Genomic DNA, 19661 nt, shown 5'->3' with positions numbered 1-19661 from the left:
AGTGTACGCAGATTAATGGCAAAATTCATGTTCTACTTTTTTACGATAATATTTTAATTCACAATCAGTTTGGCTTCCAGTACCTGGTAACCCGCCGCTATTCCCTCCTCGCCTTCCACCATCCTCAACAACAACTCCGTAGCGGCCTTCCCCTGCTCGGCGGGAAATTGTTCTACCGATGCCAATAACCCTCTTTCCAGGTAACGCATAAACGACAGGTGCGCATAACTTACAAAGCTGATGTCCGTGTTGATCGTCAGCCCCTGTTCGCGGCAGTAGGCCATCGCTTCCAGTGCTACATAATCATTGAAAGTGATCACCGCCGTAGGCCGTACTTCGCGCGCCAGCAATTGTTTCATGGCAATTCGTGTGGCATGCGAGGCCAGTCCCGTATCAGTTAGCACGATCTCCATGCCGGGATGCCGGGCCGCCGCCGCTTTGATGCCCTGCTCGCGTTCCGCCGCCGCAGCCAGCGTAGCCGGACCATTGATGAATCCTATATGAGTATGTCCGCGTTGTGCCAGCAACTCTACCAGTTCCGACGATGCCCTCGCGAGGTTGCAACGTACACCATGATAGAGTTGCCCGGCAGGTACCCGGTCGAAGAATACCACCGGCAACCCGTATTGTTTCAGTTCATCGAACAGGCCATAGTCACGCGTGTCTTTGGCTAATGATATTAATACACCATCTACACGGTTGCGGCGCATCGAGTCCAGCACTTCGCGCTCTTTGGCGGGGCGGTCGTGCGACTGGCCGATGAGCACGGTATACCCCTGCTGCTGCGCCAGTTCTTCCACTGCCTGGATGGCCATGCAAAAAAATTCTTCCCGTAGATTCGGCACTATCAGACCGATAGTGCGGGTACGGCCTTGTTTGAAAGAGATGGCCGCCTGGTTGGGTTCATAGTTCAGTTGTGCCGCCAGTTCCTGTACGCGCTGGCGCGTTCGCAATCCGATACCCGGGTGATCACGCAGGGCGCGCGATACGGTGGATACGGATACATTGAGTTGCCGCGCAATTTCTTTGATGGTTGCGGGCTTACGTGTATCGGTCATAGTGGTTAGCCTCCCTGCTTCAGGAGTTAATGGCTTCAGGCGACACCCATTGGTGTTTACCTTCCGTCATATAGTGTTTGCTTTGTTCGATGGCATCCATCACTTTTTCCAGTATCACATCCGCCGGTTCGTTGTAAGTCAGTTCCAGCGGGGCTTTAAAGGTAACTGTTAGTTTGGTGCCACGCTTCAGCAGCTTGAGGCCGGTTTTGTTAAAGGCGCGCGAAAATCCCGAGATCACCACCGGTACCACTACGGGTTTGCTGTAGCGGATGATGATGGCCGTGCCTTTACGTCCTGGTGCAAAGGGCGCAGTAGTTCCTTGCGGAAAGGTGACGATCCAGCTTTTTTCCAATGCCCTTGTGATTTTACGGGTATCGGAAGGATCGAGTCCTTTGCGTACTTCCTTGCTTTTTTCATTCCAGGTGCGTTTGACCGTGATGCCGCCTGCCAGCAAAAAGAAACGTGCGATCCAATTGGAATGCATGGTTTCTGCCGCAGCGATATATTGTATGCGCGTGAAGGGGTTCAGTAAGTAGTAGGGAATCGGGCCCAGGCTTTTTTTCCTGCCCCATTTTATCGCGGAGAAGATGGCAAAAAAAGTGATGACGTCGGCGAAGTAGGTCTGGTGATTGCTGACGAAAAGTACATTCTGCTTCGGCAGTTTGCGGACATGCTCTGCTCCTTCGATCCGTAATTTGTTGATGATAGAAAGGCGGGGCCAGTAGAACAAGCCTACTACCAGGTGAACAAACTTCCGCACAAGGCTATAATTGACCAATCGCTCCCACATGCAAGCATATTTTGATTTGCAAATAGAACCCAATTTAAGAATAGAATGTGAAAATGTGTAAATATGTAAATGTGAAAATGTACGGAGTGGACCTGGGTTGAGTTGCCCTTTCACATTTACACATGGCCCCGGGCAAGGCCCGGGCACATTTGCACATTAAAAAAGCCCCCGCCAGAGGCGAGGGGCTTTTTTGTATAAACAGGATTAGTGCTTATTCTGCTTTGGGTTCGTCAGCAGCGTTGGCAGCGGCGTCGTTATCCAGTTTTTTCTTCAGGTCGGCCAGCACGCCCAGGTCACCCAGGGTTGCTTTTTCTACCTTGTTCTGGATAGTTTTCACAGCTTTTTTGGTCTTGTCAGACTCAACCTTCGCTTCTTTCTTAGCAGCTTCACGCTCTTCGAACTGACCCTGCTCCCAGATGCGGCTGTGTGAAAGCACAATACGCTTCTCGTTGCGATCGAATTCGATTACCATGAATTGCAGTGTCTCGTCGGCACCTACGCTCTTACCATCTTCCTTGTTCAGGTGACGGTTAGGCGCAAATCCTTCCAGACCGTAGGGCAGTTGTACAACGGCACCTTTATCGTCGCGGCGGATCACGGTTCCTTCATGGATACTGCCGATGGCAAATGTATCCTGAAGGGTATTCCAGGGATCTTCCTCGAGCTGTTTGTGTCCGAGTTGGAGTTTGCGGTTCTCTTTGTCAATACCCAGGATCACTACGTCGATGTTTTCACCAACTTTCGTGTATTCACCGGGATGGTTGAAACGCTTCAGCCAGCTCAGGTCAGAGATATGGATCATACCACCAATGCCGGAAGCCAGTTCAACAAACACACCGTAGTTGGTGATGTTTTTCACCAGGCCGGTATGACGGCTGCCTTCAGCAAAGCGTGTTTCGATGTCGTTCCAGGGATCAGGAGAAAGCTGCTTGATAGAGAGGCTCATCTTGCGGCTGTCTTTGTCGAGGGTAACGATCTTCGCTTCGTACTCGTCGCCGAGTTTGAAGAACTCTTTCGCATTGATTGGTGTGTTAGCCCATGTGATTTCGCTAACGTGTACCAGACCTTCCACACCCGGGAGGATCTCCAGGAATGCACCGTAGTCTTCGATGTTCACTACGCGGCCTTTAACCACATTACCCTCTACCACGTTCTCAGGCAGCACATCCCAAGGATGCGGAGTCAGTTGTTTCAGACCCAGGCTGATACGTTTTTTCTCGTCGTCGAAATCCAGTACCACCACATTGATCTTCTGGTCCATCTTCAGCACCTCGCTTGGGTGAGAGATACGGCCCCATGAAATGTCGGTGATATAGAGCAGACCGTCCAGGCCACCCAGGTCCATGAAGGCACCGAAATCGGTGATGTTCTTCACAGTACCTTCCAGTACCTGTCCTTTTTCCAGTTTGCTCATGATCTCGGCGCGCTGAGCTTCGATATCGCTTTCGATCAGTGCCTTGTGCGATACTACGGCATTCTTGATGGTCTCGTTGATCTTAACCACTTTGAATTCCATAGTCTTGCCAACAAACTGATCGTAGTCAGTTACAGGCTTAACGTCGATCTGAGATCCGGGCAGGAAGGTTTCCATACCGAATACATCCACGATAAGACCACCTTTGGTTTTAGAGGTAACGATACCGGTGATAACTTCACCAGTTTTGTGTACTTCCACGATACGCTCCCATGCACGTGTGATACGCGCTTGTTTGCGGCTCAGGTTCAGGTGACCATCGCGGTCTTCTTTCTCCACGATCATTACTTCCACATCATCACCTACTTTCAGACCGGGGATGTCACGGAATTCGTTGAGAGAGATCAGACCATCACTTTTGAAACCGATGTTCAGTACCACGTCGGTCTTGGTCAGACCTACCACGATACCTTTGATCAGTTCGCCGTCGTTCAGTTGTATGAACGTGTTGTCATAAACATCGTCATACTTTTCTTTTTCTTCTTTGGTGTAAGAAGTGACGTTGCGTTTGTCTACGCTCCAGTCGAAATCGTCATGCGCTGTCTCTACAACAGGCGCAGCCACAGGTGCAGTTGTTGTCGCTGCAGAAGCGTCAGGTGCGGTTTCCACCTCACCAGCTGCGTTCTCCTGTGCATCAGCGTTTAAGTGTTTTTGAATCAATTGATGAAACATAAATTGTTCCCGAAGGGTTTTAAAATCGGGGGAGCAAAGATACGGAAAAAAGGTGGAAGGCGGAAGGTTTAAGGGAAAAACAGCCGCTTCAGGTTATAAGTAGTAAGTTATAAGTTAACAGCCATATCTGAATGATAATCAATCTAAAACATGCGTTGTGGTTGGTTCGTGTATACACGAACCAAGGCGAACGGACGGATTCACGATTGACGATTGACCATTCACCATTCACTATTCACCATTCACTATTCACCATTGACCATTGCCGCTTGACAATTCACAAGTATTTTCAGTTTTAAGTGTTTTCTGTGCATCGTATTGTGTTTCAAGCATTCAATCACTTATTTTCACCCAAAAGAACACTTTTGCTTTACGCTGTACTCCGGGTTCATGTCCGGTTATGCTTGTGGATCTGCTGTCCGGAAATCAGGGTTAACCGCCCGGATCTGCTGCGTACGCCAGGGCCCGTGCTCATTGCAGCCAATCACCCCAACTCCTTTCTCGACGCCGTTATCATCGATGTATTGTTTCAACGTCCCGTTTGGTCGCTGGCACGTGGCGATGTTTTTAAGGGAAAAATGATCCGCCGCATTCTGCACGCCGTAAAAATCCTTCCGGTATACCGCCGCTCCGAAGGCGTGGAAAATCTGCAGGAAAATTACCGCACGTTCGAAGATTGTATCCGCCTTTTCGAAAATAACGAACAGGTGCTCATTTTCAGCGAAGGAAAATGTATCAACGAATGGCATCTGCGCCCCTTACTCAAAGGCACTGCGCGGCTCGCCTTCCAGGCCTGGGATCGCGGCATTCCGTTGACCGTATTACCCACCGGCATCAATTATGATTCATTCCGGTCCTTTGGCAAGATCGTGGAGATCGGGCTCGGCAACCCTATTCAGCCCTTGCCCGCTTCCGCGGAACTAAGCGACGGGAAACGCATGCAGGATTTTAACCGGCAGTTGCAACAACAACTTGCCTTGCACGTAAAAGAAATTGCACCAGGGGACAAAGAAAAAGCAAAACGTTTATTTAAAAGACCGCTCTCCGTTATACAACGTATCGCATTAGCAATACCTGCCGCACTGGGATGCTTGCTGCATTTACCCGTTTTCCTGCTCTCCCGTTTTCTTACCAACAAGTATTTTTCCAACAACGATCACTACGATTCCATTCAACTAAGCCTTATTATTCTCGGCTACCCTGTTTACTTATTGGTCGTTTTATTATTGGCGCTGTTTTTTGCTCCCTGGCCCTGGTTTTTATGCATCATCCTGATGCCCTTGCTGGCACGTGCTGCGGTTATTTTTTATAAAAAATAAATCAGCCGGGACTGATCACCAACGCCGTTCCTCCTCCATCATTCTCTTTCCAGCGTATTTGCCATCCTACTTCATGGGCCCTTGCCCGCATATTGTACAATCCGTTGCCGGCGCCTTGTTTTTCCGCATCGGCGGGCAGTCCTTTTCCATTGTCTTTTACCGTCACCTGCCAGCTTTCTCCTCCCTGGAAGAGTATCAGCACTTCATCTGCGCCACTGTGACGGAACGCATTGTTGATCGCCTCCTGGAGAATCCTGTAAAGATGGAATGCCTGCGACGGAGGTAAAGAATGATCATTGTCCAGTTCGTCTACCACACCGGCATGAATATGCGGATAGCTCGGTTGGATGCGTTGCAGGAAAACTTTTATCCGGTCGCTGATGGCCGTTAAGGTCAATGCTTCTCTTTTCAATACCCAAATGGTGTCCGTCAGTTCCGATACGATCGACAATGAATTATTCCGCAGTTCCTGCACCGATCGTTCCGCTGCTACCACAGGCGCCATCATCTGTAACTGGCTTACATTCGACACCATCGATGCGGCATAGGCCCCGAGGTTGTCGTGCAGGTCGGCGGCTATCCGTTTGCGTTCCTGTTCTTCCGCTTCTTTCACTGCCTGCGCCGATAGTATTTTTTCTTCTTCGTGTATCATGCGCATCTTCAGTTGCTGGCGCTTACGGTAGCTGATGAATAAGATTACCGCGATAGCCGCCGCCGCAAGCAGGATACCGGCTATACCGTACAATTGCTGATTTTTGCGCGTGATATCCAGCTGCTGCTGGATGATGGTGTTTTCTTTTTTCTGTACTTCGTATTGCGTTTGCAGTTCCGCAATAGCCCTTGCAGAATTCTCCCGATACATCGTGTCTTTGAAGGAAGAGAGTTGCTGCACGGTCTGCGCGTACTTTGCATTGTCGCCTGCTTTTCTATAACATTCCGCCAGGGTATTATAGACCAATACGATCGCGGCACTCATTTTTCTTTCGCGCGCAATTTGCAATGCTTCCATGCATAAAACCACCCCTTGCTGCGGCTTGCCGGTTGCGCTGTAGAAAGACGCCAGCACCGTCATGTCCGACACGGTATACAACGGATCACCGATCTGCTTGCGCAATTGCAACCCGGCCTGTAAGAGTTGTTCCGCTTCCTCTACGCGGTTAACATAACTCAACATCAGCCCTTTCACGTTCATACTTGCACAACGCACATAAAGGCTTTGTATCCGTTCCCCTATTTCAATGGAACGTGTGGTATAGTAAAGACACGAATCGGCATAGCGCTGCTGATGATCCGCTTCGTACAGGTGCAGAAAACAAATGCCTGCGTTGGAGTTAAGTAATCCTTCCACCTGGAGCGTCGTAATTGAGTAGTGATGTTTGTTGTACACCCGGGCCATCGCCAGAGCAGGATGAACCACCTTCAGTGTTTCATTGAAATGTCCCATCATCGACGGGCCGGTAGACATATTCAGTTGAAGGTTCAGCAACATGGTCGTATCGCGGTCTTTCTCCAGCAATGGCAACAAGCCATAATAAAGCTGCATCGCTTCCTTGATCTTGTTGCTGCGTGTAAGCCGGTTGGCATCGAGCATGATGAAACGTGCATAGGGTTCTTTGTAATCATCTTTGTAAGCAAGTGTCTTCAATTCCTTCTGGATAAGACTATCAAGACGTCCATCGATGATGCCGCTGCGGGCCATGCTGTAACCCGTGTAGTAACGCATCAGCGAAGCACGCGGTTTGTCTTTTAATTTTATGGCAAGCTGGTATCCTTTCTCTGCGTAATGAGCCAAGGTGTCGTTAGAGAGTGATGCATTGTCCAGTAGCAGGTGGTAGATCGATAATAGTTGTTGCGAAGAAGGTTGCTCTGCGGCAATTACTTTTTTCAGGCTGTCGATGCGTGGCGTTTGCGCCCGCAGCAGGCAGGTAAGCATCAGGAAAATGATACACAGGAAGGTCTTGGTTGGCATGGTGGAAAGAGGTTGGGCATCTTAAAAGTACGCCAATTGCTTCCACTCTGCAGCATATTTATTTATGCACTACTACAAATTAAGTAGGGGAAATAAAGGCATCAGGACAGGTCGGTATCTGCTGCGATGGAATTAGCGGCGATCCAGCCGCTTGTCCACGCATGCTGGAAATTGAATCCGCCGGTAATGCCGTCCACATCCATGATTTCCCCGGCAAAAAACAAATTCGGCAGCTTACGGCTCATCATGGTTTGCGGATCGATCTCGCTGAGTTTGATGCCACCTGCGGTTACAAATTCCTCTTTGAATGTTGTTTTGCCGGTGACATTGAATTCACTGTTCACCAATTCTTTGATCAGTTTGTTCTGCGCTTTGGCGGGAAGATCGGCCCATCGTGTATCAGGAGTTATTTCACATTGCTGCAACATGAATTCCCATAAGCGTTGCGGCAACTGCCAGGGATTTTTGTTAACGAGTTTTTGCGCAGCGCGTTCATGTCTGTATTGCTGAAATTCTTCTCTGAGTAACTGCTCCTGTTTATCACCGAGCCAGTTGATCTGGCAGGTAAAATGATAGTTCATTTTTTGCAGATCGCGGGCACCCCAGGCGCTCGTTCTTAATACAGCCGGGCCGCTGAATCCCCAATGCGTGATGAGTACGGGGCCTGTTTGTTCGAGTTTGGAACCGCTGATGCGCACACGTGCTTCCGGCACGCTGACGCCCATTAAGGCCGTGATGGGATGATTGGGAACATTAAATGTAAACAGGGAGGGAACCGGCTCTTCGATGGTATGGCCGATGGCACGCAGCCAGTCAAACATCGAAGACCTGGGGTAGCCGCCGCAGGCGATACAGACATAGTCTGCCGTCAGCGATGAGTTTTTGTCTGTACGAAGAAGGAATTGATTATTCTCCGTTATCGTCAGTGCTTCCACTGTCGTTTGCAGGCGGATGTCGATGTTATAACGGCTTGCTTCGCGAAGCAGGCATTCAACGATCGTCTGCGAGTTATCGGTAACCGGAAACATGCGGCCGTCGCTTTCGGTCTTGAGTTGTACATCGCGTTCGGCGAACCATTCAATGGTGTTTTCGGTAAAAAAACGATGGAATGCTTTTCTCACGAAATGTGTTCCGCGCGGATACCTCATACTGAGTTCGCGTATATCGAAGCAGGCATGTGTTACGTTGCAGCGTCCGCCACCGCTGACACGCACTTTGGACAACAGCTTGTTTGTTTTCTCGAGGAGAAAAACTTTCAGCCCGGGGCGGAGCCTTGCTGCGTTGATGGCACAGAAGAAGCCGGCAGCACCGCCGCCGACCACTACCAGTGTTTTATTCACCGGAACGGTCATGCAGTGTTATTGTTGGGTATCGGCAGTTACGGCCGTGTTGGCGAAGTAGAGATAAGGGTTCTTTTCTTCCGCAGCTTCGATCGGTGCATAATTGGAGAGGATATCGGCCTTGCCTTTGCGCACGCACACGTCGTGTTCGAAATGAACGGAAGGTTTGCCATCGAGTGTGCGGACGGTCCAGCCATCCGCTTCGGTGTACACATCTTTTTTGCCCATGTTGATCATGGGTTCGATGGCGATGACGATTCCTTCGCGGAGTTTGGCGCCGGAGCCACGTTTGCCGTAATTAGGCACCTGCGGATCTTCGTGGAGGCTGCGGCCGAGACCGTGGCCCACGAGTTCGCGTACTACGCCGTAGCCGTGTTTGCGTTCGGTATGTTCCTGGATGGCAAAACCGATGTCGCCGGTGCGGTTGCCAGCTACGGCTTTTTCGATGCCTTTATAAAGCGATTCTTTGGTGATGCGGATCAGGCTGAGGACTTCGCGTGCAGGTTCGCCAATGGCAAACGTGTAGGCGTGGTCGCCATGCCATCCATCGAGGATAACGCCGATGTCGATGGTAACGATATCATTTTCCCGCAATTCGCGGGTATTGGGAAATCCGTGTACGACAACGTCGTTGACGGAAATACAGGAATTGAAGGGATAGCCATGGTAGTTGAGGAAAGAAGGGATGGCTTTATGATCATGGATGTACTCACCGATCTTTTTGTCAATGCTCAGGGTAGTGACGCCGGGCCTGAGGTCGGCGGCGATCGTTGCCAGCGTCTGGCTTACGAGAAGCGCGCTCTTGCGCATGAGCTCGACCTGGTCATTTGTCTTTACAATAATCATAGTGCAAAGGTACGACTGGGAATGTGAAAATGTGCAAATGTGCCGCGCGTTCCGCGCGGTTGATGTGGAGATGAGTGAATGGTGAATCGTCAATCGTCAATGGAACAGCCTGAGTCCCCTGACTCACTGAGACTCCCGACGGGCGTTCTTCACTCGATTCTTTTGCTCCCCATTTTCACATTTACACATGGCCCCGCCTCAGGCGGGTACATTTTCACATCATAAAAAGCACCCCCGCAAAACGGGGGTGCTTTTTATAACTTATTTACCTGCAAACTTAATACTGCACAGCAGAAGTTGTCTGGCGTCCCTGGATACGACCGCTCTTCATGAGGCCGTCGTACTGGCGCATCAGCAACTGTGTTTCGATCTGCTGGAGCGTATCGAGGATTACACCAACCATGATCAGCAGGGATGTGCCGCCGAAGAAGTTGGAGAATGCCTGTGTCATACCAAAGGTAAGCTGGATGATACCGGGAAGGATACCAACCAGGGCCAGCAAAATGGCACCGGGTAATGTGATACGGTCCATGATGGTACCGATATAATCTGCGGTAGGCTGTCCGGGTTTAACACCGGGGATGAAACCGTTGTTTTGCTTCAGGTTGTCTGCAATTTGCTTCGGGTTGAAGATCAGGGCAGTGTACAGGAAGGTAAACCCGATTACTACTACAGAGTAGATGATCATGTACCAGATATTGGTATGATCGGTAAAGATTGCGGAGATCGAGTTTTGTTTGCCGAGTGTGAACAACGTAGGGAGGAACATGATCGCCTGGGCGAAGATGATCGGCATTACGTTGGCACTGTTTACTTTCAGTGGCAGGAACTGGCGTGCGCCGCTGAACTGGCGGTTGCCTACGATCTGCTTGGCATAGTTGACGGGTACTTTACGTACGCCCTGTACCAGCATGATACATCCTACGATGATCGCGATCAGTACGGCAATTTCCACGATGAAGATCAGGATGTCGCCGGCACGCAGTGAGCGTGTGGTCAATTCCTGTGTAAAGGCTTGTGGCAGGCGGGCCAGGATACCGACCATGATGATCAGTGAAGTACCGTTGCCGAGACCTTTATCGGTGATCTTTTCACCCATCCACATCACGAGCAGTGTACCTGCAGTGAGGATGAATACGGTGGTGTAAGGGAAATAGCCGGAGAAGGCTGCGATTTTGGCTTGTGCTGCAGTCTGGTTGAGGTAACCGATATAGGCAATTGCCTGTACTACGGTTACGGCAACAGTGAGGTAGCGGGTGTATTGGTTGATCTTTTTACGACCGCTGTCACCGTCCTTCTGCATTTTCTGGAATTTGGGAACCAGCACGGTCATCAGCTGCATAAAGATAGAGGCAGAGATGTACGGCATGATACCCAGGGCAAAGATAGAAGACATGTTGAACGCTCCACCTGCGAAGGTGTTGATGAGGTCAAGCATACCGTTGCTGGATTCGCTGTTTTTGTTGATCGCTTCCAGTTTAACCGGGTCGATACCTGGCAAAACGATGTGCGAACCGATACGGTAAACAACGACCAGCAGAAGCGTGAAGACGATTTTGCTTCTCAGCTCCTCGATGCTCCAGATATTCTTAAGTGTCTGAATTAATTTTTTCACGGAAGTTATAACTGTTTAAAGGCCCTGAAACATAAAAGACGCATTTGGTAATGCGTCGCGCAAAATAAGAAAAATTACTTAACGATCTCTACAGTTCCTCCTGCAGCTTCGATGGCAGCTTTTGCCTTTTCACTTACCGCGTTCACTTTGAAAGTGAATTTCTCTTTCAGTTCACCGTTACCGAGAACTTTGATACGGTCGGTCTGGCTGATCAGCCCGTTGATGTAAAGATTCTCCAGGGAAAACTCGGTGATACCGTACTTCTCTGCCAGTTGTTCGATCTGACCGAGGTTGAGTACTTTGTATTCTACGCGGTTGATATTGTTGAACCCTCTTTTGGGAACACGGCGCTGGATGGGCATCTGACCACCTTCGTGAGCCATTTTGCGTTTGTAACCGGCGCGGCTTTGTCCACCTTTGGTACCTTTTGTGGAAGTACCACCATGTCCTGAACCGTCACCACGGCCGATACGTTTTACTTTGTGTGTTGCGCCTTTTGCGGGTCTTAATTCGTGCAGTTTCATTTTTTTAATTTTTACTCGACGGGGTTTATTCCCCTCGCTTGTTTATGAATGTGAAAAAGTGAAAACCTGGTTGATTAAATCGCCGCGAAGTTACGGGATTCATCACCACATTTTCACATTTTCTGTTTTTTCAATCAATTAGGCTTCTTCCACCTTCACCATGTGCTCTACTTTACGCACCATGCCGAGGATCTGTGGGGTAGCTTCTACCTCTTTGGAAGAGTTGGTTTTATTGAGTCCGAGGGCACGCAGGGTAGCTTTTTGGCGTTCCGGGCGGTCGATCGGGCTCTTAACGAGCGTTATCTTGATCTTTTTCATTGTTAAAAGAGTTGAGGGAAAGGGTCAGGCCTTTCACCGGATTATCCATTAAATACTTTCTTCAGGCCCACTGTACGTGTTTTCGCTACGTTGATGGGTTCGCGGAGCATAGCCAGCGCCTTGAAGGTAGCTTTTACCACGTTGTGAGGGTTGGCAGAGCCAAGTGACTTGGCCAGTACGTCTGTCACACCTGCGCTTTCCAGCACGGCGCGCATAGAGCCTCCGGCGATTACACCGGTACCATGAGCGGCAGGCTTGATCAGCACTTTCGCAGCGCCTTCTTTAGCCCACTGATCGTGAGGAATGGTGCCTTTCATAACCGGAACTTTGATCAGGTTTTTCTTGGCATCTTCGATCCCTTTGGTAATAGCTTCCTGTACCTCCTTGGCTTTACCCAGACCATGTCCTACAACCCCGTTTTCATTACCTACCACAACCAGTGCAGAGAAACTGAAAGCACGGCCGCCTTTGGTAGTCTTTACAACACGATTGATAGCAACAACTTTGTCTTTCAGTTCAAGGTCGCCTGCTTTTACTCTGTTTAAATTAACTTTTGACATACTCTTTGTTTGGTATTTTGTCCGAAGCTTTACTTCGTAGGGTCCGGGAGCGGCTTGCACCGCTACCCTTTCCGTTATATCTTAAATTACGTTAGTACCTGTTTGGATTGGTTTGATTAAAACTGCAGGCCACCTTCGCGAGCACCTTCAGCCAGTGATTTAACACGGCCATGGTACAGGTAACCGCCACGGTCAAACACTACGTCTTTGATACCGAGTTCAGCGGCTTTACGGGCCAATGCTGCACCTACGAGCTTGCTTTTATCAGACTTGTTACCGGACTGCGCCTGTACGTCTTTATCTTTTGAAGAAGCTGAGGCCAATGTCTGACTGTTGTCGTCGTCGATCAACTGAGCGTAGATATCGGAATTGCTTCTGAATACGGACAGACGGGGCTTCTGAGCTGTACCCGCGATTTTCTTGCGGATATTGAAGCGGATCTTCTGCCGTCTTACTGCTTTTACGTTTGACATCTTTGTTGTATTTAGAATCCTGATGCTGCCAGGATTTATATAATTTGAAAATTTGAGGATTTGAAGATTTGATAATGAGCTTTTTTTCAATTAGCCCGGTTTCAAATTTTCAAATTTTACTTGCCGGCTGCTTTACCTGCTTTCTTACGAACCACTTCACCCACATAGCGAACACCTTTGCCTTTGTATGGCTCTGGCTTGCGGAGGCTGCGGAGTTTGGCAGCTACCTGGCCGATGAGTTGTTTGTCGGTACCTTGCAGGGTGATGATCGGGTTCTGACCTTTTTCCTGTTGGGTAGCTACAGACAGTTCTTTAGGAACTTCGAAGATGATGTTGTGGGAATAACCGAGTGCCAGGTCAAGTGTATTGCCGCTGTTGGCAGCCTTGAAACCTACACCGATCAGTTCGAGTTTGCGTTCGAAACCGTCGGTAACACCTTTCACGAGGTTTGCCAGCAGTGCGCGGTACAGACCGTGCATAGCACGGTGACGGATCTGGTCAGTGGGGCGGGTCAGCACGATTTCATTCTCCTTCACTTCCACTGTGATATCGCGGTCAATGCTTTCTTTCAGTTCGCCTTTGGGGCCTTTCACCGTGATCACGTTGTCTTTTCCTACGGTTACAGTAACACCGGCAGGAATGATCACTGGTTGTTTACCTATACGAGACATAATTAAAAAGTTTGTCGTTTGTATTGTTGTTTAAAAATCTGCCAACCGGTCAGCCTGTACAGGTGAGGGCTTAATGTATCGGCAAACAATGCTTTGCTTAGTAGATGTAGCAGAGTACTTCGCCACCTACATTCTGTGCTTTTGCTTCCTTGTCCGTCATTACACCTTTAGAGGTAGAAATGATGGCTACACCCAAACCGTTTTTCACGCGGCGGAATTCAGAAGGAGAAGCATACTGACGCAGACCGGGGCGGCTTACGCGCTCCAGGCTCTGGATAGCAGGCTGCTTGCTTGCGAGGTCGTACTTCAGGGCGATTTTGATTACGCCTTGTTTGTTGTCGTCCTCGAATTTGTACTTCAGAATATAGCCCTGATTGTAGAGGATCTCTGTCATACGCTTCTTCAGGTTTGAAGCCGGAATATCTACGACACGGTGTCCTGCCATCTGCGCATTACGGATTCTTGTCAGGAAATCTGCTATAGGATCTGTTACCATTTTCTATTAGAATTAATTCAATTTGATAATTTGATACGTTGAAGACGGTGAGTCGGTTAATGTTGGCTCACTTTCAAATCTTCAAATTTGATTTACCAGCTTGCTTTTTTCAGGCCGGGGATTTTTCCGTTCAGCGCCATGTCGCGCAGAGCCACACGGGAGATACCGAAGTAGCGAACGTAACCTTTGGGGCGGCCGGTGAGCTGGCAACGGTTCTTCAGACGTACTGGAGAAGAGTTCTTTGGAAGCTCGTCCAGTGCAGCCCAGTTGCCGGCTTTCTTCAGTTCTTCCCTTTTCGCCGCATATTGTTCAACCATACGTTCTCTTTTATGCTGGCGGGCTGTTACTGATTTTTTTGCCATGTTGTAAAGTTTCTGTTTTTAAAAAGCTTCAATGATTTATTGAAAGGCCTGGGCTATTAAGCCTGGGCTTCTGTGTTTCTCTTGATGTTTTTGAACGGCATTCCCAATTCTTTCAGCAGTTCGTAAGCCTCTTCGTCTGTGTTGGCGGTGGTTACGAATGTGATATCCAGACCGGTGATCTTGTTCACCTTATCGATGTCGATTTCGGGGAAGATGATCTGCTCGGTTACCCCCAGGGTGTAGTTTCCACGGCCGTCGAAAGCTTTCTCGTTGATGCCTTTGAAGTCGCGTACGCGGGGCAGGGCAACTGCGATCAGACGATCCAGGAATTCATACATCTTATCGCCGCGCAGTGTTACGCGCGCGCCGATCGGCATGTTCTTCCGGAGTTTGAAGTTGGAGATATCCTTTTTGGAGTTGGTTGCTACCGCTTTTTGACCGGTAATGGTGGTCAGTTCGTCAACGGCGATGTCAACTAACTTCTTGTCGCTTACCGCGCCGTTTACGCCACGGTTCAGGCAGATCTTCTCCAGGCGGGGAGCTTGCATTACGGAATCGTAGGCAAACTTCTTCACCAGGGCCGGAGCCACTTCATTCTTGTATTTATCGGCCAGTCGCGGAGTATATGCTTTCGTACTCATTATTTAAATCTTTTAAAAGTGCTTAGAGATTATATTTTTTCTCCTGATTTCTTTGAAATGCGAGCCACTTTTCCTTCTTCGCGTACGCGTTTTACCTTGGTAGGTGCTTTGGCTTTCGCATCCCACAACATCACATTGCTGATCTGGATGGGCATTTCCTTTTTGATGATACCACCCTGTGTGTTCTGTGCAGAGGGTTTGGTGTGTTTAGAAACAACGTTAACGCCTTCTACAATCACCTTGCCTTCGGTGAGGAGAACTTCCTTCACCACCCGGGGTTTGTACTCCGGTTTGCCGTTATTATCTTTCTGGGGTTTAGCATCGCCGGCAATAACAATTACCAGGTCTCCCTTCTTGATGTTGTACTTCGGTTTGAATCTTGTGCTCATTTTTTTATGCTTTATGCGAAACGCTTTGACGCAGTACGCAATGTTATGATTAGTCGGGTCGCAGGATCTTACAATACTTCCGGCGCCAGGGAAACGATCTTCATGTAACCCTTGTCACGCAGTTCACGTGCAACAGGGCCGAAGATACGTGTACCGCGAGGCTCATCAGCCTGGTTCAGCAGTACAACGGCATTGTCGTCGAAGCGGATATAAGAACCGTCTTTACGGCGCAGTTTGTTGGTGGTGCGCACGATTACGGCTTTGGCTACGGTACCTTTTTTGATACCACCTGCAGGCAGGGCGTCCTTCACCGTAACGACTATTTTGTCGCCGATCTTGGCATAACGCTGACCGCTGTTACCCAATACGCGGATGCACAGAACTTCTTTTGCTCCGCTATTGTCGGCTACGTTCAATCGGCTTTCTTGCTGTATCATCTTATTTAAGCTTTAAGCTCCTTCTGCCATGCAGAGTGAGCAGTTTAAACTGTTATTTATCATGCAGGCACGGCTGACCTTCCCGGTAAATTCCGCACCCTTTCGGATTACTTCACTTTCTCTACCACCTCAACCAGTCTCCAGCGTTTTGTTTTGCTGAGCGGGCGGGTTTCCATGATTTTAACCACATCACCGATGCTGCACTCGTTCTTTTCGTCGTGTGCATGGAACTTGGTGGTCTTCTTCAGGAATTTACCGTAGATAGGGTGTTTTACTTTTCTTTCCACCGCAACGGTGATGGTTTTGGTCATCTTGTTGCTGGTGACCACCCCTATCCTTGTTTTTCTTAAATTTCTTTCAGCCATTTTATTGAGCTTTTAGCTTGATATTTAATTATCGGGAGACCGGTTTAGGCTTCCACCTTTCTTTTATTGAGTTCGGTCTGTACTCTGGCGATATCTCTGCGGAGACCACGGATAGTCATCGGGTTTTCCAGCGGAGAAATTGCGTGGGCAAACTCTACCTTCTTCAGGCGTTGCTTGTCCTCTTCGAGACGGGCTTTCAGGTCGCTGTCGCTCAAACCCTGGAGGCTCTTTACAAAATCTGCTTTCTTTGACATGTTTCTTAATTTGAAAATTTGTGAATTTGAAAATTTGAAAGTTTATTCTATATGAGCCATTTTCAAATCAGCTCATTTTCAAATCTTCAAATTATTATGCGGTTACCAGGTCACGACGCATGATGAATTTGGTTTTGATCGGCAGCTTACCGGCAGCGAGTGCCAGGGATGCGCGAGCAACTTTTTCATCAACACCGTCGATCTCGAAGATGATGCGGCCCGGCTTCACCACGGCAGCCCAGTACTCCAGGTTACCTTTACCTTTACCCATACGTACCTCTGCAGGTTTGTGGGTGATCGGCTTATCTGGGAAAATGCGAATCCACACATTACCTTCTCTCTTCATCTCACGGGTCAGGGCCTGACGGGCAGCTTCGATCTGACGGTCAGTGATCCAGTGCGAATCCAGAGCTTTCAGCGCGTAAGAACCGAATGAAATGGTAGCGCCTCTTTTGGCATCACCTTTCATGCGACCTTTCTGCATCTTTCTGTGTTTCGTTCTTTTCGGTTGTAACATTTTATAAAAAATTTGAAAATGTGAAAATTGATAATGCGGATATTAGTTCCGGCGCTCTCCGCGTCCGCCACCACGACGATCACCACCACCTCTGCGGTCATCACGACGATCACCACCTCTGCGATCATCACGGCGATCACCACCAACACCGCCTTCGTTCTTACCACCAGCGATGATGTTAGGGTTCAGGTCGCGTTTAGCCAGTACTTCACCTTTACAGATCCACACTTTGATACCGATCTTTCCGTAAACGGTTTGGGCAAATACGTTAGCATAGTCGATATCCATACGGAAAGTGTGCAGGGGTACACGACCTTGCTTGAATTCTTCACTGCGGGCGATCTCTGCACCGGCCAGACGACCGCTCAGTTTGATCTTGATACCTTCGGCACCCATGCGCAGTGCAGAAGCGATAGCCATTTTGGTGGCACGTTTGAAGTTGATACGATTCTCGATCTGACGAGCGATGGTATCACCTACAATCATGGCATCCAGTTCGGGACGACGAATCTCGAGAATGTTGATCTGTACATCGTCTTTACCAGTCAGTTTCTTCAGCTCTTCTTTGATGCGATCTACTTCTCCACCACCTTTACCGATGATGATACCAGGCTTCGATGTATGAATAGTAACGATCAGTTTACCCAATGTTCTTTCAATAACGATCTTGGAGATACCACCTTTATTAATACGGGCGTTCAGGTAAGTCCTGATCTTATGATCTTCGATCAGTTTGCCAGCATAATCTTTTTTGCTGCCATACCAGTTAGATTCCCAACCACGGATGATACCTAACCTGTTACCAATCGGATTTGCTTTTTGACCCATGATTATTCGTTGTTAGTTTTTTTTGTTCTTTTTGCTGTTGTCTTTTTGGGAGCCGCTGCTGCAGTTTCAGTTGCAACCTCTTCGCCCTTGGGGGCTGCGGTGGCACCACCTTTCACATCCACGATCACAGTTACGTGGTTGCTGCGCTTACGAACGCGATAGCCACGGCCCTGGGGAGCGGGACGCATACGCTTCAGCGTACGTGCACCGTCAACGAAGATGGTTTTTACGATCAGCGCGCTTTCATCCCCGCCTTCATTCTTCTGCTTCCAGTTGCTGATTGCACTCAGCACCAGTTTACGCAGAGGCACCGCAGGATGCTTGGGGTTATGTTCTAACTCGGCCAGCACTTTTTCTACTTTCTGACCACGTATCAGGTCAGCCAGCAAACGCATTTTGCGGGGCGACGTGGGATAATTTCTCAATTTAGCTACTGCTTCCATTGTTGCTTATTTAAGGTCTGTGGTTTCCCTCAGACTGTTAAACGATCATTAGTCTTTTTTAGAGTGTCCTTTGAAAGAACGTGTTGGAGCAAACTCACCCAGTTTGTGACCAACCATGAATTCGGTTACGTATACAGGGATGAATTTGTTGCCATTGTGTACGGCAAATGTGTGGCCTACAAAATCAGGAGAGATCGTAGAGCGGCGGCTCCATGTTTTGATCACGCCTTTTTTGTTTTTGCCTTCGTTAATAGCCAGTACCTTCTTCTCGAGGTGAGTAGCTATGTAAGGACCTTTTTTAATTGAACGAGCCATATTCTAATTCGTTAATTTGATAATTTGATAATTTGAAAATGTTCTTTTGGTGAGCGATTTTCAAATCTTACTTCGCCAATTTGCTTCCGTTTTTGCGCTGGATGATCAGTTTGTCGCTGGCCTTACCACGTGTACGTGTTTTCAGACCGCGTGAGTATTGACCATTTCTGCTGCGGGGCTGTCCGCCTGAAGCTTTACCTTCACCACCACCCATCGGGTGATCTACAGGGTTCATGGCTACACCACGGTTGCGGGGCTTGATACCTTTCCAGCGGTTACGGCCGGCTTTACCCATGCTCTGTAGGCTGTGGTCGCTGTTGCTCACCACTCCTACTGTTGCATAACAGTTAACCAGTACTTTGCGCAGTTCGCCGGAAGGCATTTTCAGCACGGCGTATCTTTCTTCTTTGTTGGTCAGCTGAGCGGAAGAACCGGCGCTGCGTGCCAGCTTGCCACCCTGACCAGGCTGCATTTCAATGTTGTGAACGTTGGTACCCAGCGGCATGTTTTTCATCTGCAGGGCGTTACCAACTTCAGGAGCTACGGCATCACCACTGATGATGGTTGTACCTACCTGGAGTCCCTGGGGGGCCAGGATGTAGCGTTTTTCACCGTCTGTATAGTTCAGCAGCGCGATGAATGCTGTACGGTTCGGATCATATTCGATAGATACAACAGTGGCTGCAATATCTTTCTTGTCGCGTTTGAAGTCAACGATACGGTACTTCTTCTTATGTCCGCCACCACGGTAGCGCATAGAAAGGTGACCGGAAGAGTTACGACCGCCGGTTCTTTTCTTGGGTTCCAGCAGGCTCTTTTCAGGTTTGTCAGATGTGATCTCTGCATACGCGTTCCCGATTCTCCAACGGGTACCAGCGGTAACAGGTTTGAATTTCCTTAATGCCATTTTTAAAATTCTTGTGCCTTTCAGGCTTTTGTTGATTTCAACACTTCGCGGCGGTTGGTTGCCTTTCGGTGGTAACCT

General features: G+C 48.9%; 25 protein-coding genes. 1 reads left to right on the top strand and 24 read right to left on the bottom strand.

The features are described from left to right. Positions 1-53: 53 nt before the first annotated feature. The 3 genes from H608_RS0107250 to rpsA all read right to left on the bottom strand — a co-directional run bounded on the left by H608_RS0107250 (position 54) and on the right by rpsA (position 3994). Positions 54-1058 carry a LacI family DNA-binding transcriptional regulator gene (locus H608_RS0107250; RefSeq protein WP_028787090.1) on the bottom strand — a complete coding sequence of 335 codons (1005 nt, stop codon included), beginning with the start codon at positions 1056-1058 and terminating at the stop codon, positions 54-56. A gap of 19 nt (positions 1059-1077) precedes the next feature. Then, entirely contained in the window at positions 1078-1848 is a 771-nt protein-coding gene (locus H608_RS21595; RefSeq protein WP_038007660.1) for a lysophospholipid acyltransferase family protein, read from the bottom strand. A 211-nt stretch (positions 1849-2059) separates the two neighbouring features. Next, the gene (rpsA, locus tag H608_RS0107240; protein WP_028787089.1) at positions 2060-3994 is read right to left on the bottom strand and encodes a 30S ribosomal protein S1; all 1935 of its coding nucleotides are present in this window, start codon (positions 3992-3994) and stop codon (positions 2060-2062) included. Between the two features lie 365 nt (positions 3995-4359). Between rpsA and H608_RS0107235 the strand changes: the two genes are divergently transcribed. After that, positions 4360-5313, top strand: a complete 954-nt coding sequence (locus H608_RS0107235; protein WP_162142847.1) for a 1-acyl-sn-glycerol-3-phosphate acyltransferase — start codon at positions 4360-4362, stop codon at positions 5311-5313. Position 5314: 1 nt separating this feature from the next. Here H608_RS0107235 and H608_RS0107230 read toward each other — a convergent pair whose 3' ends face one another. The 21 genes from H608_RS0107230 to rplB form a co-directional block, all read right to left on the bottom strand. Further along, on the bottom strand, positions 5315-7282 hold the full coding sequence (locus H608_RS0107230) for a sensor histidine kinase (RefSeq protein ID WP_028787087.1): 1968 nt from the start codon (positions 7280-7282) through the stop codon (positions 5315-5317). Positions 7283-7383: 101 nt separating this feature from the next. Then, positions 7384-8634, bottom strand: a complete 1251-nt coding sequence (locus H608_RS0107225; RefSeq protein WP_038007658.1) for a BaiN/RdsA family NAD(P)/FAD-dependent oxidoreductase — start codon at positions 8632-8634, stop codon at positions 7384-7386. Between the two features lie 6 nt (positions 8635-8640). Beyond that, positions 8641-9468: a type I methionyl aminopeptidase gene (gene map, locus H608_RS21590; RefSeq protein ID WP_038007656.1), complete on the bottom strand. Its 828-nt coding sequence runs from the start codon at positions 9466-9468 to the stop codon at positions 8641-8643. A gap of 277 nt (positions 9469-9745) precedes the next feature. Further along, positions 9746-11083, bottom strand: a complete 1338-nt coding sequence (gene secY, locus H608_RS0107215; protein WP_028787085.1) for a preprotein translocase subunit SecY — start codon at positions 11081-11083, stop codon at positions 9746-9748. Positions 11084-11157: 74 nt separating this feature from the next. After that, positions 11158-11607, bottom strand: coding sequence for a 50S ribosomal protein L15 (gene rplO / locus H608_RS0107210; RefSeq protein ID WP_028787084.1), 450 nt, complete (start codon positions 11605-11607; stop codon positions 11158-11160). A gap of 138 nt (positions 11608-11745) precedes the next feature. Then, the gene (rpmD, locus tag H608_RS0107205; protein ID WP_028787083.1) at positions 11746-11925 is read right to left on the bottom strand and encodes a 50S ribosomal protein L30; all 180 of its coding nucleotides are present in this window, start codon (positions 11923-11925) and stop codon (positions 11746-11748) included. Between the two features lie 41 nt (positions 11926-11966). After that, entirely contained in the window at positions 11967-12485 is a 519-nt protein-coding gene (gene rpsE, locus H608_RS0107200; RefSeq protein WP_028787082.1) for a 30S ribosomal protein S5, read from the bottom strand. A 116-nt stretch (positions 12486-12601) separates the two neighbouring features. Then, a complete protein-coding gene (gene rplR / locus H608_RS0107195; protein ID WP_028787081.1) occupies positions 12602-12958 on the bottom strand; it encodes a 50S ribosomal protein L18 in 357 nt (118 codons plus the stop codon). 116 nt (positions 12959-13074) lie between these two features. Continuing rightward, positions 13075-13629 carry a 50S ribosomal protein L6 gene (gene rplF, locus H608_RS0107190; protein ID WP_028787080.1) on the bottom strand — a complete coding sequence of 185 codons (555 nt, stop codon included), beginning with the start codon at positions 13627-13629 and terminating at the stop codon, positions 13075-13077. Positions 13630-13726: 97 nt separating this feature from the next. Next, the gene (gene rpsH / locus H608_RS0107185; protein WP_028787079.1) at positions 13727-14125 is read right to left on the bottom strand and encodes a 30S ribosomal protein S8; all 399 of its coding nucleotides are present in this window, start codon (positions 14123-14125) and stop codon (positions 13727-13729) included. A gap of 92 nt (positions 14126-14217) precedes the next feature. Further along, on the bottom strand, positions 14218-14487 hold the full coding sequence (rpsN, locus tag H608_RS0107180) for a 30S ribosomal protein S14 (RefSeq protein WP_028787078.1): 270 nt from the start codon (positions 14485-14487) through the stop codon (positions 14218-14220). Positions 14488-14543: 56 nt separating this feature from the next. Then, entirely contained in the window at positions 14544-15128 is a 585-nt protein-coding gene (rplE, locus tag H608_RS0107175; protein WP_038007654.1) for a 50S ribosomal protein L5, read from the bottom strand. 29 nt (positions 15129-15157) lie between these two features. Further along, complete coding sequence (rplX, locus tag H608_RS0107170; RefSeq protein ID WP_028787076.1) at positions 15158-15517, bottom strand: 50S ribosomal protein L24; 360 nt, start codon at positions 15515-15517, stop codon at positions 15158-15160. Positions 15518-15585: 68 nt separating this feature from the next. Beyond that, complete coding sequence (rplN, locus tag H608_RS0107165; RefSeq protein WP_028787075.1) at positions 15586-15954, bottom strand: 50S ribosomal protein L14; 369 nt, start codon at positions 15952-15954, stop codon at positions 15586-15588. 107 nt (positions 15955-16061) lie between these two features. Further along, positions 16062-16319 carry a 30S ribosomal protein S17 gene (rpsQ, locus tag H608_RS0107160; protein ID WP_028787074.1) on the bottom strand — a complete coding sequence of 86 codons (258 nt, stop codon included), beginning with the start codon at positions 16317-16319 and terminating at the stop codon, positions 16062-16064. 44 nt (positions 16320-16363) lie between these two features. Continuing rightward, positions 16364-16573 (bottom strand): 50S ribosomal protein L29, encoded by a 210-nt coding sequence (gene rpmC, locus H608_RS0107155; protein ID WP_028787073.1) that lies wholly within the window; start codon positions 16571-16573, stop codon positions 16364-16366. A gap of 94 nt (positions 16574-16667) precedes the next feature. Beyond that, on the bottom strand, positions 16668-17090 hold the full coding sequence (gene rplP, locus H608_RS0107150; RefSeq protein ID WP_028787072.1) for a 50S ribosomal protein L16: 423 nt from the start codon (positions 17088-17090) through the stop codon (positions 16668-16670). Positions 17091-17132: 42 nt separating this feature from the next. Further along, positions 17133-17918 carry a 30S ribosomal protein S3 gene (gene rpsC / locus H608_RS0107145; protein WP_028787071.1) on the bottom strand — a complete coding sequence of 262 codons (786 nt, stop codon included), beginning with the start codon at positions 17916-17918 and terminating at the stop codon, positions 17133-17135. A 2-nt stretch (positions 17919-17920) separates the two neighbouring features. Continuing rightward, a complete protein-coding gene (gene rplV, locus H608_RS21585) occupies positions 17921-18361 on the bottom strand; it encodes a 50S ribosomal protein L22 (RefSeq protein ID WP_038007651.1) in 441 nt (146 codons plus the stop codon). 48 nt (positions 18362-18409) lie between these two features. After that, positions 18410-18676: a 30S ribosomal protein S19 gene (gene rpsS, locus H608_RS0107135; RefSeq protein ID WP_028787070.1), complete on the bottom strand. Its 267-nt coding sequence runs from the start codon at positions 18674-18676 to the stop codon at positions 18410-18412. A gap of 67 nt (positions 18677-18743) precedes the next feature. After that, positions 18744-19583 (bottom strand): 50S ribosomal protein L2, encoded by an 840-nt coding sequence (rplB, locus tag H608_RS0107130; protein ID WP_028787069.1) that lies wholly within the window; start codon positions 19581-19583, stop codon positions 18744-18746. Between the last annotated feature and the right edge of the window lie 78 nt (positions 19584-19661).

It is taken from the genome of Terrimonas ferruginea DSM 30193, from assembly GCF_000425585.1.
GTDB lineage: Bacteria > Bacteroidota > Bacteroidia > Chitinophagales > Chitinophagaceae > Terrimonas > Terrimonas ferruginea.
The sequence above is the reverse complement of the archived record's forward strand: the minus strand, read 5'-3'. Positions and strand labels throughout refer to the sequence as shown.

Coding starts and splice junctions, on each gene's coding strand:
- rplE (WP_038007654.1), bottom strand. CDS start 15,128: ATGAGTACGAAAGCATATACTCCGCGACTGGCCGATAAATACAAGAAT.
- H608_RS0107250 (WP_028787090.1), bottom strand. CDS start 1,058: ATGACCGATACACGTAAGCCCGCAACCATCAAAGAAATTGCGCGGCAA.
- rpmD (WP_028787083.1), bottom strand. CDS start 11,925: ATGAAAAAGATCAAGATAACGCTCGTTAAGAGCCCGATCGACCGCCCG.
- rplV (WP_038007651.1), bottom strand. CDS start 18,361: ATGGAAGCAGTAGCTAAATTGAGAAATTATCCCACGTCGCCCCGCAAA.
- H608_RS0107230 (WP_028787087.1), bottom strand. CDS start 7,282: ATGCCAACCAAGACCTTCCTGTGTATCATTTTCCTGATGCTTACCTGC.
- rpsH (WP_028787079.1), bottom strand. CDS start 14,125: ATGGTAACAGATCCTATAGCAGATTTCCTGACAAGAATCCGTAATGCG.
- H608_RS0107225 (WP_038007658.1), bottom strand. CDS start 8,634: ATGACCGTTCCGGTGAATAAAACACTGGTAGTGGTCGGCGGCGGTGCT.
- rpsQ (WP_028787074.1), bottom strand. CDS start 16,319: ATGGCTGAAAGAAATTTAAGAAAAACAAGGATAGGGGTGGTCACCAGC.
- rpsE (WP_028787082.1), bottom strand. CDS start 12,485: ATGTCAAAAGTTAATTTAAACAGAGTAAAAGCAGGCGACCTTGAACTG.
- rpmC (WP_028787073.1), bottom strand. CDS start 16,573: ATGTCAAAGAAAGCAGATTTTGTAAAGAGCCTCCAGGGTTTGAGCGAC.
- rpsC (WP_028787071.1), bottom strand. CDS start 17,918: ATGGGTCAAAAAGCAAATCCGATTGGTAACAGGTTAGGTATCATCCGT.
- rplP (WP_028787072.1), bottom strand. CDS start 17,090: ATGTTACAACCGAAAAGAACGAAACACAGAAAGATGCAGAAAGGTCGC.
- rplX (WP_028787076.1), bottom strand. CDS start 15,517: ATGAGCACAAGATTCAAACCGAAGTACAACATCAAGAAGGGAGACCTG.
- map (WP_038007656.1), bottom strand. CDS start 9,468: ATGATTATTGTAAAGACAAATGACCAGGTCGAGCTCATGCGCAAGAGC.
- rpsN (WP_028787078.1), bottom strand. CDS start 14,487: ATGGCAAAAAAATCAGTAACAGCCCGCCAGCATAAAAGAGAACGTATG.
- rpsA (WP_028787089.1), bottom strand. CDS start 3,994: ATGTTTCATCAATTGATTCAAAAACACTTAAACGCTGATGCACAGGAG.
- rplN (WP_028787075.1), bottom strand. CDS start 15,954: ATGATACAGCAAGAAAGCCGATTGAACGTAGCCGACAATAGCGGAGCA.
- rplB (WP_028787069.1), bottom strand. CDS start 19,583: ATGGCATTAAGGAAATTCAAACCTGTTACCGCTGGTACCCGTTGGAGA.
- rplF (WP_028787080.1), bottom strand. CDS start 13,629: ATGTCTCGTATAGGTAAACAACCAGTGATCATTCCTGCCGGTGTTACT.
- rplR (WP_028787081.1), bottom strand. CDS start 12,958: ATGTCAAACGTAAAAGCAGTAAGACGGCAGAAGATCCGCTTCAATATC.
- rplO (WP_028787084.1), bottom strand. CDS start 11,607: ATGAAACTGCACGAATTAAGACCCGCAAAAGGCGCAACACACAAAGTA.
- H608_RS21595 (WP_038007660.1), bottom strand. CDS start 1,848: ATGTGGGAGCGATTGGTCAATTATAGCCTTGTGCGGAAGTTTGTTCAC.
- rpsS (WP_028787070.1), bottom strand. CDS start 18,676: ATGGCTCGTTCAATTAAAAAAGGTCCTTACATAGCTACTCACCTCGAG.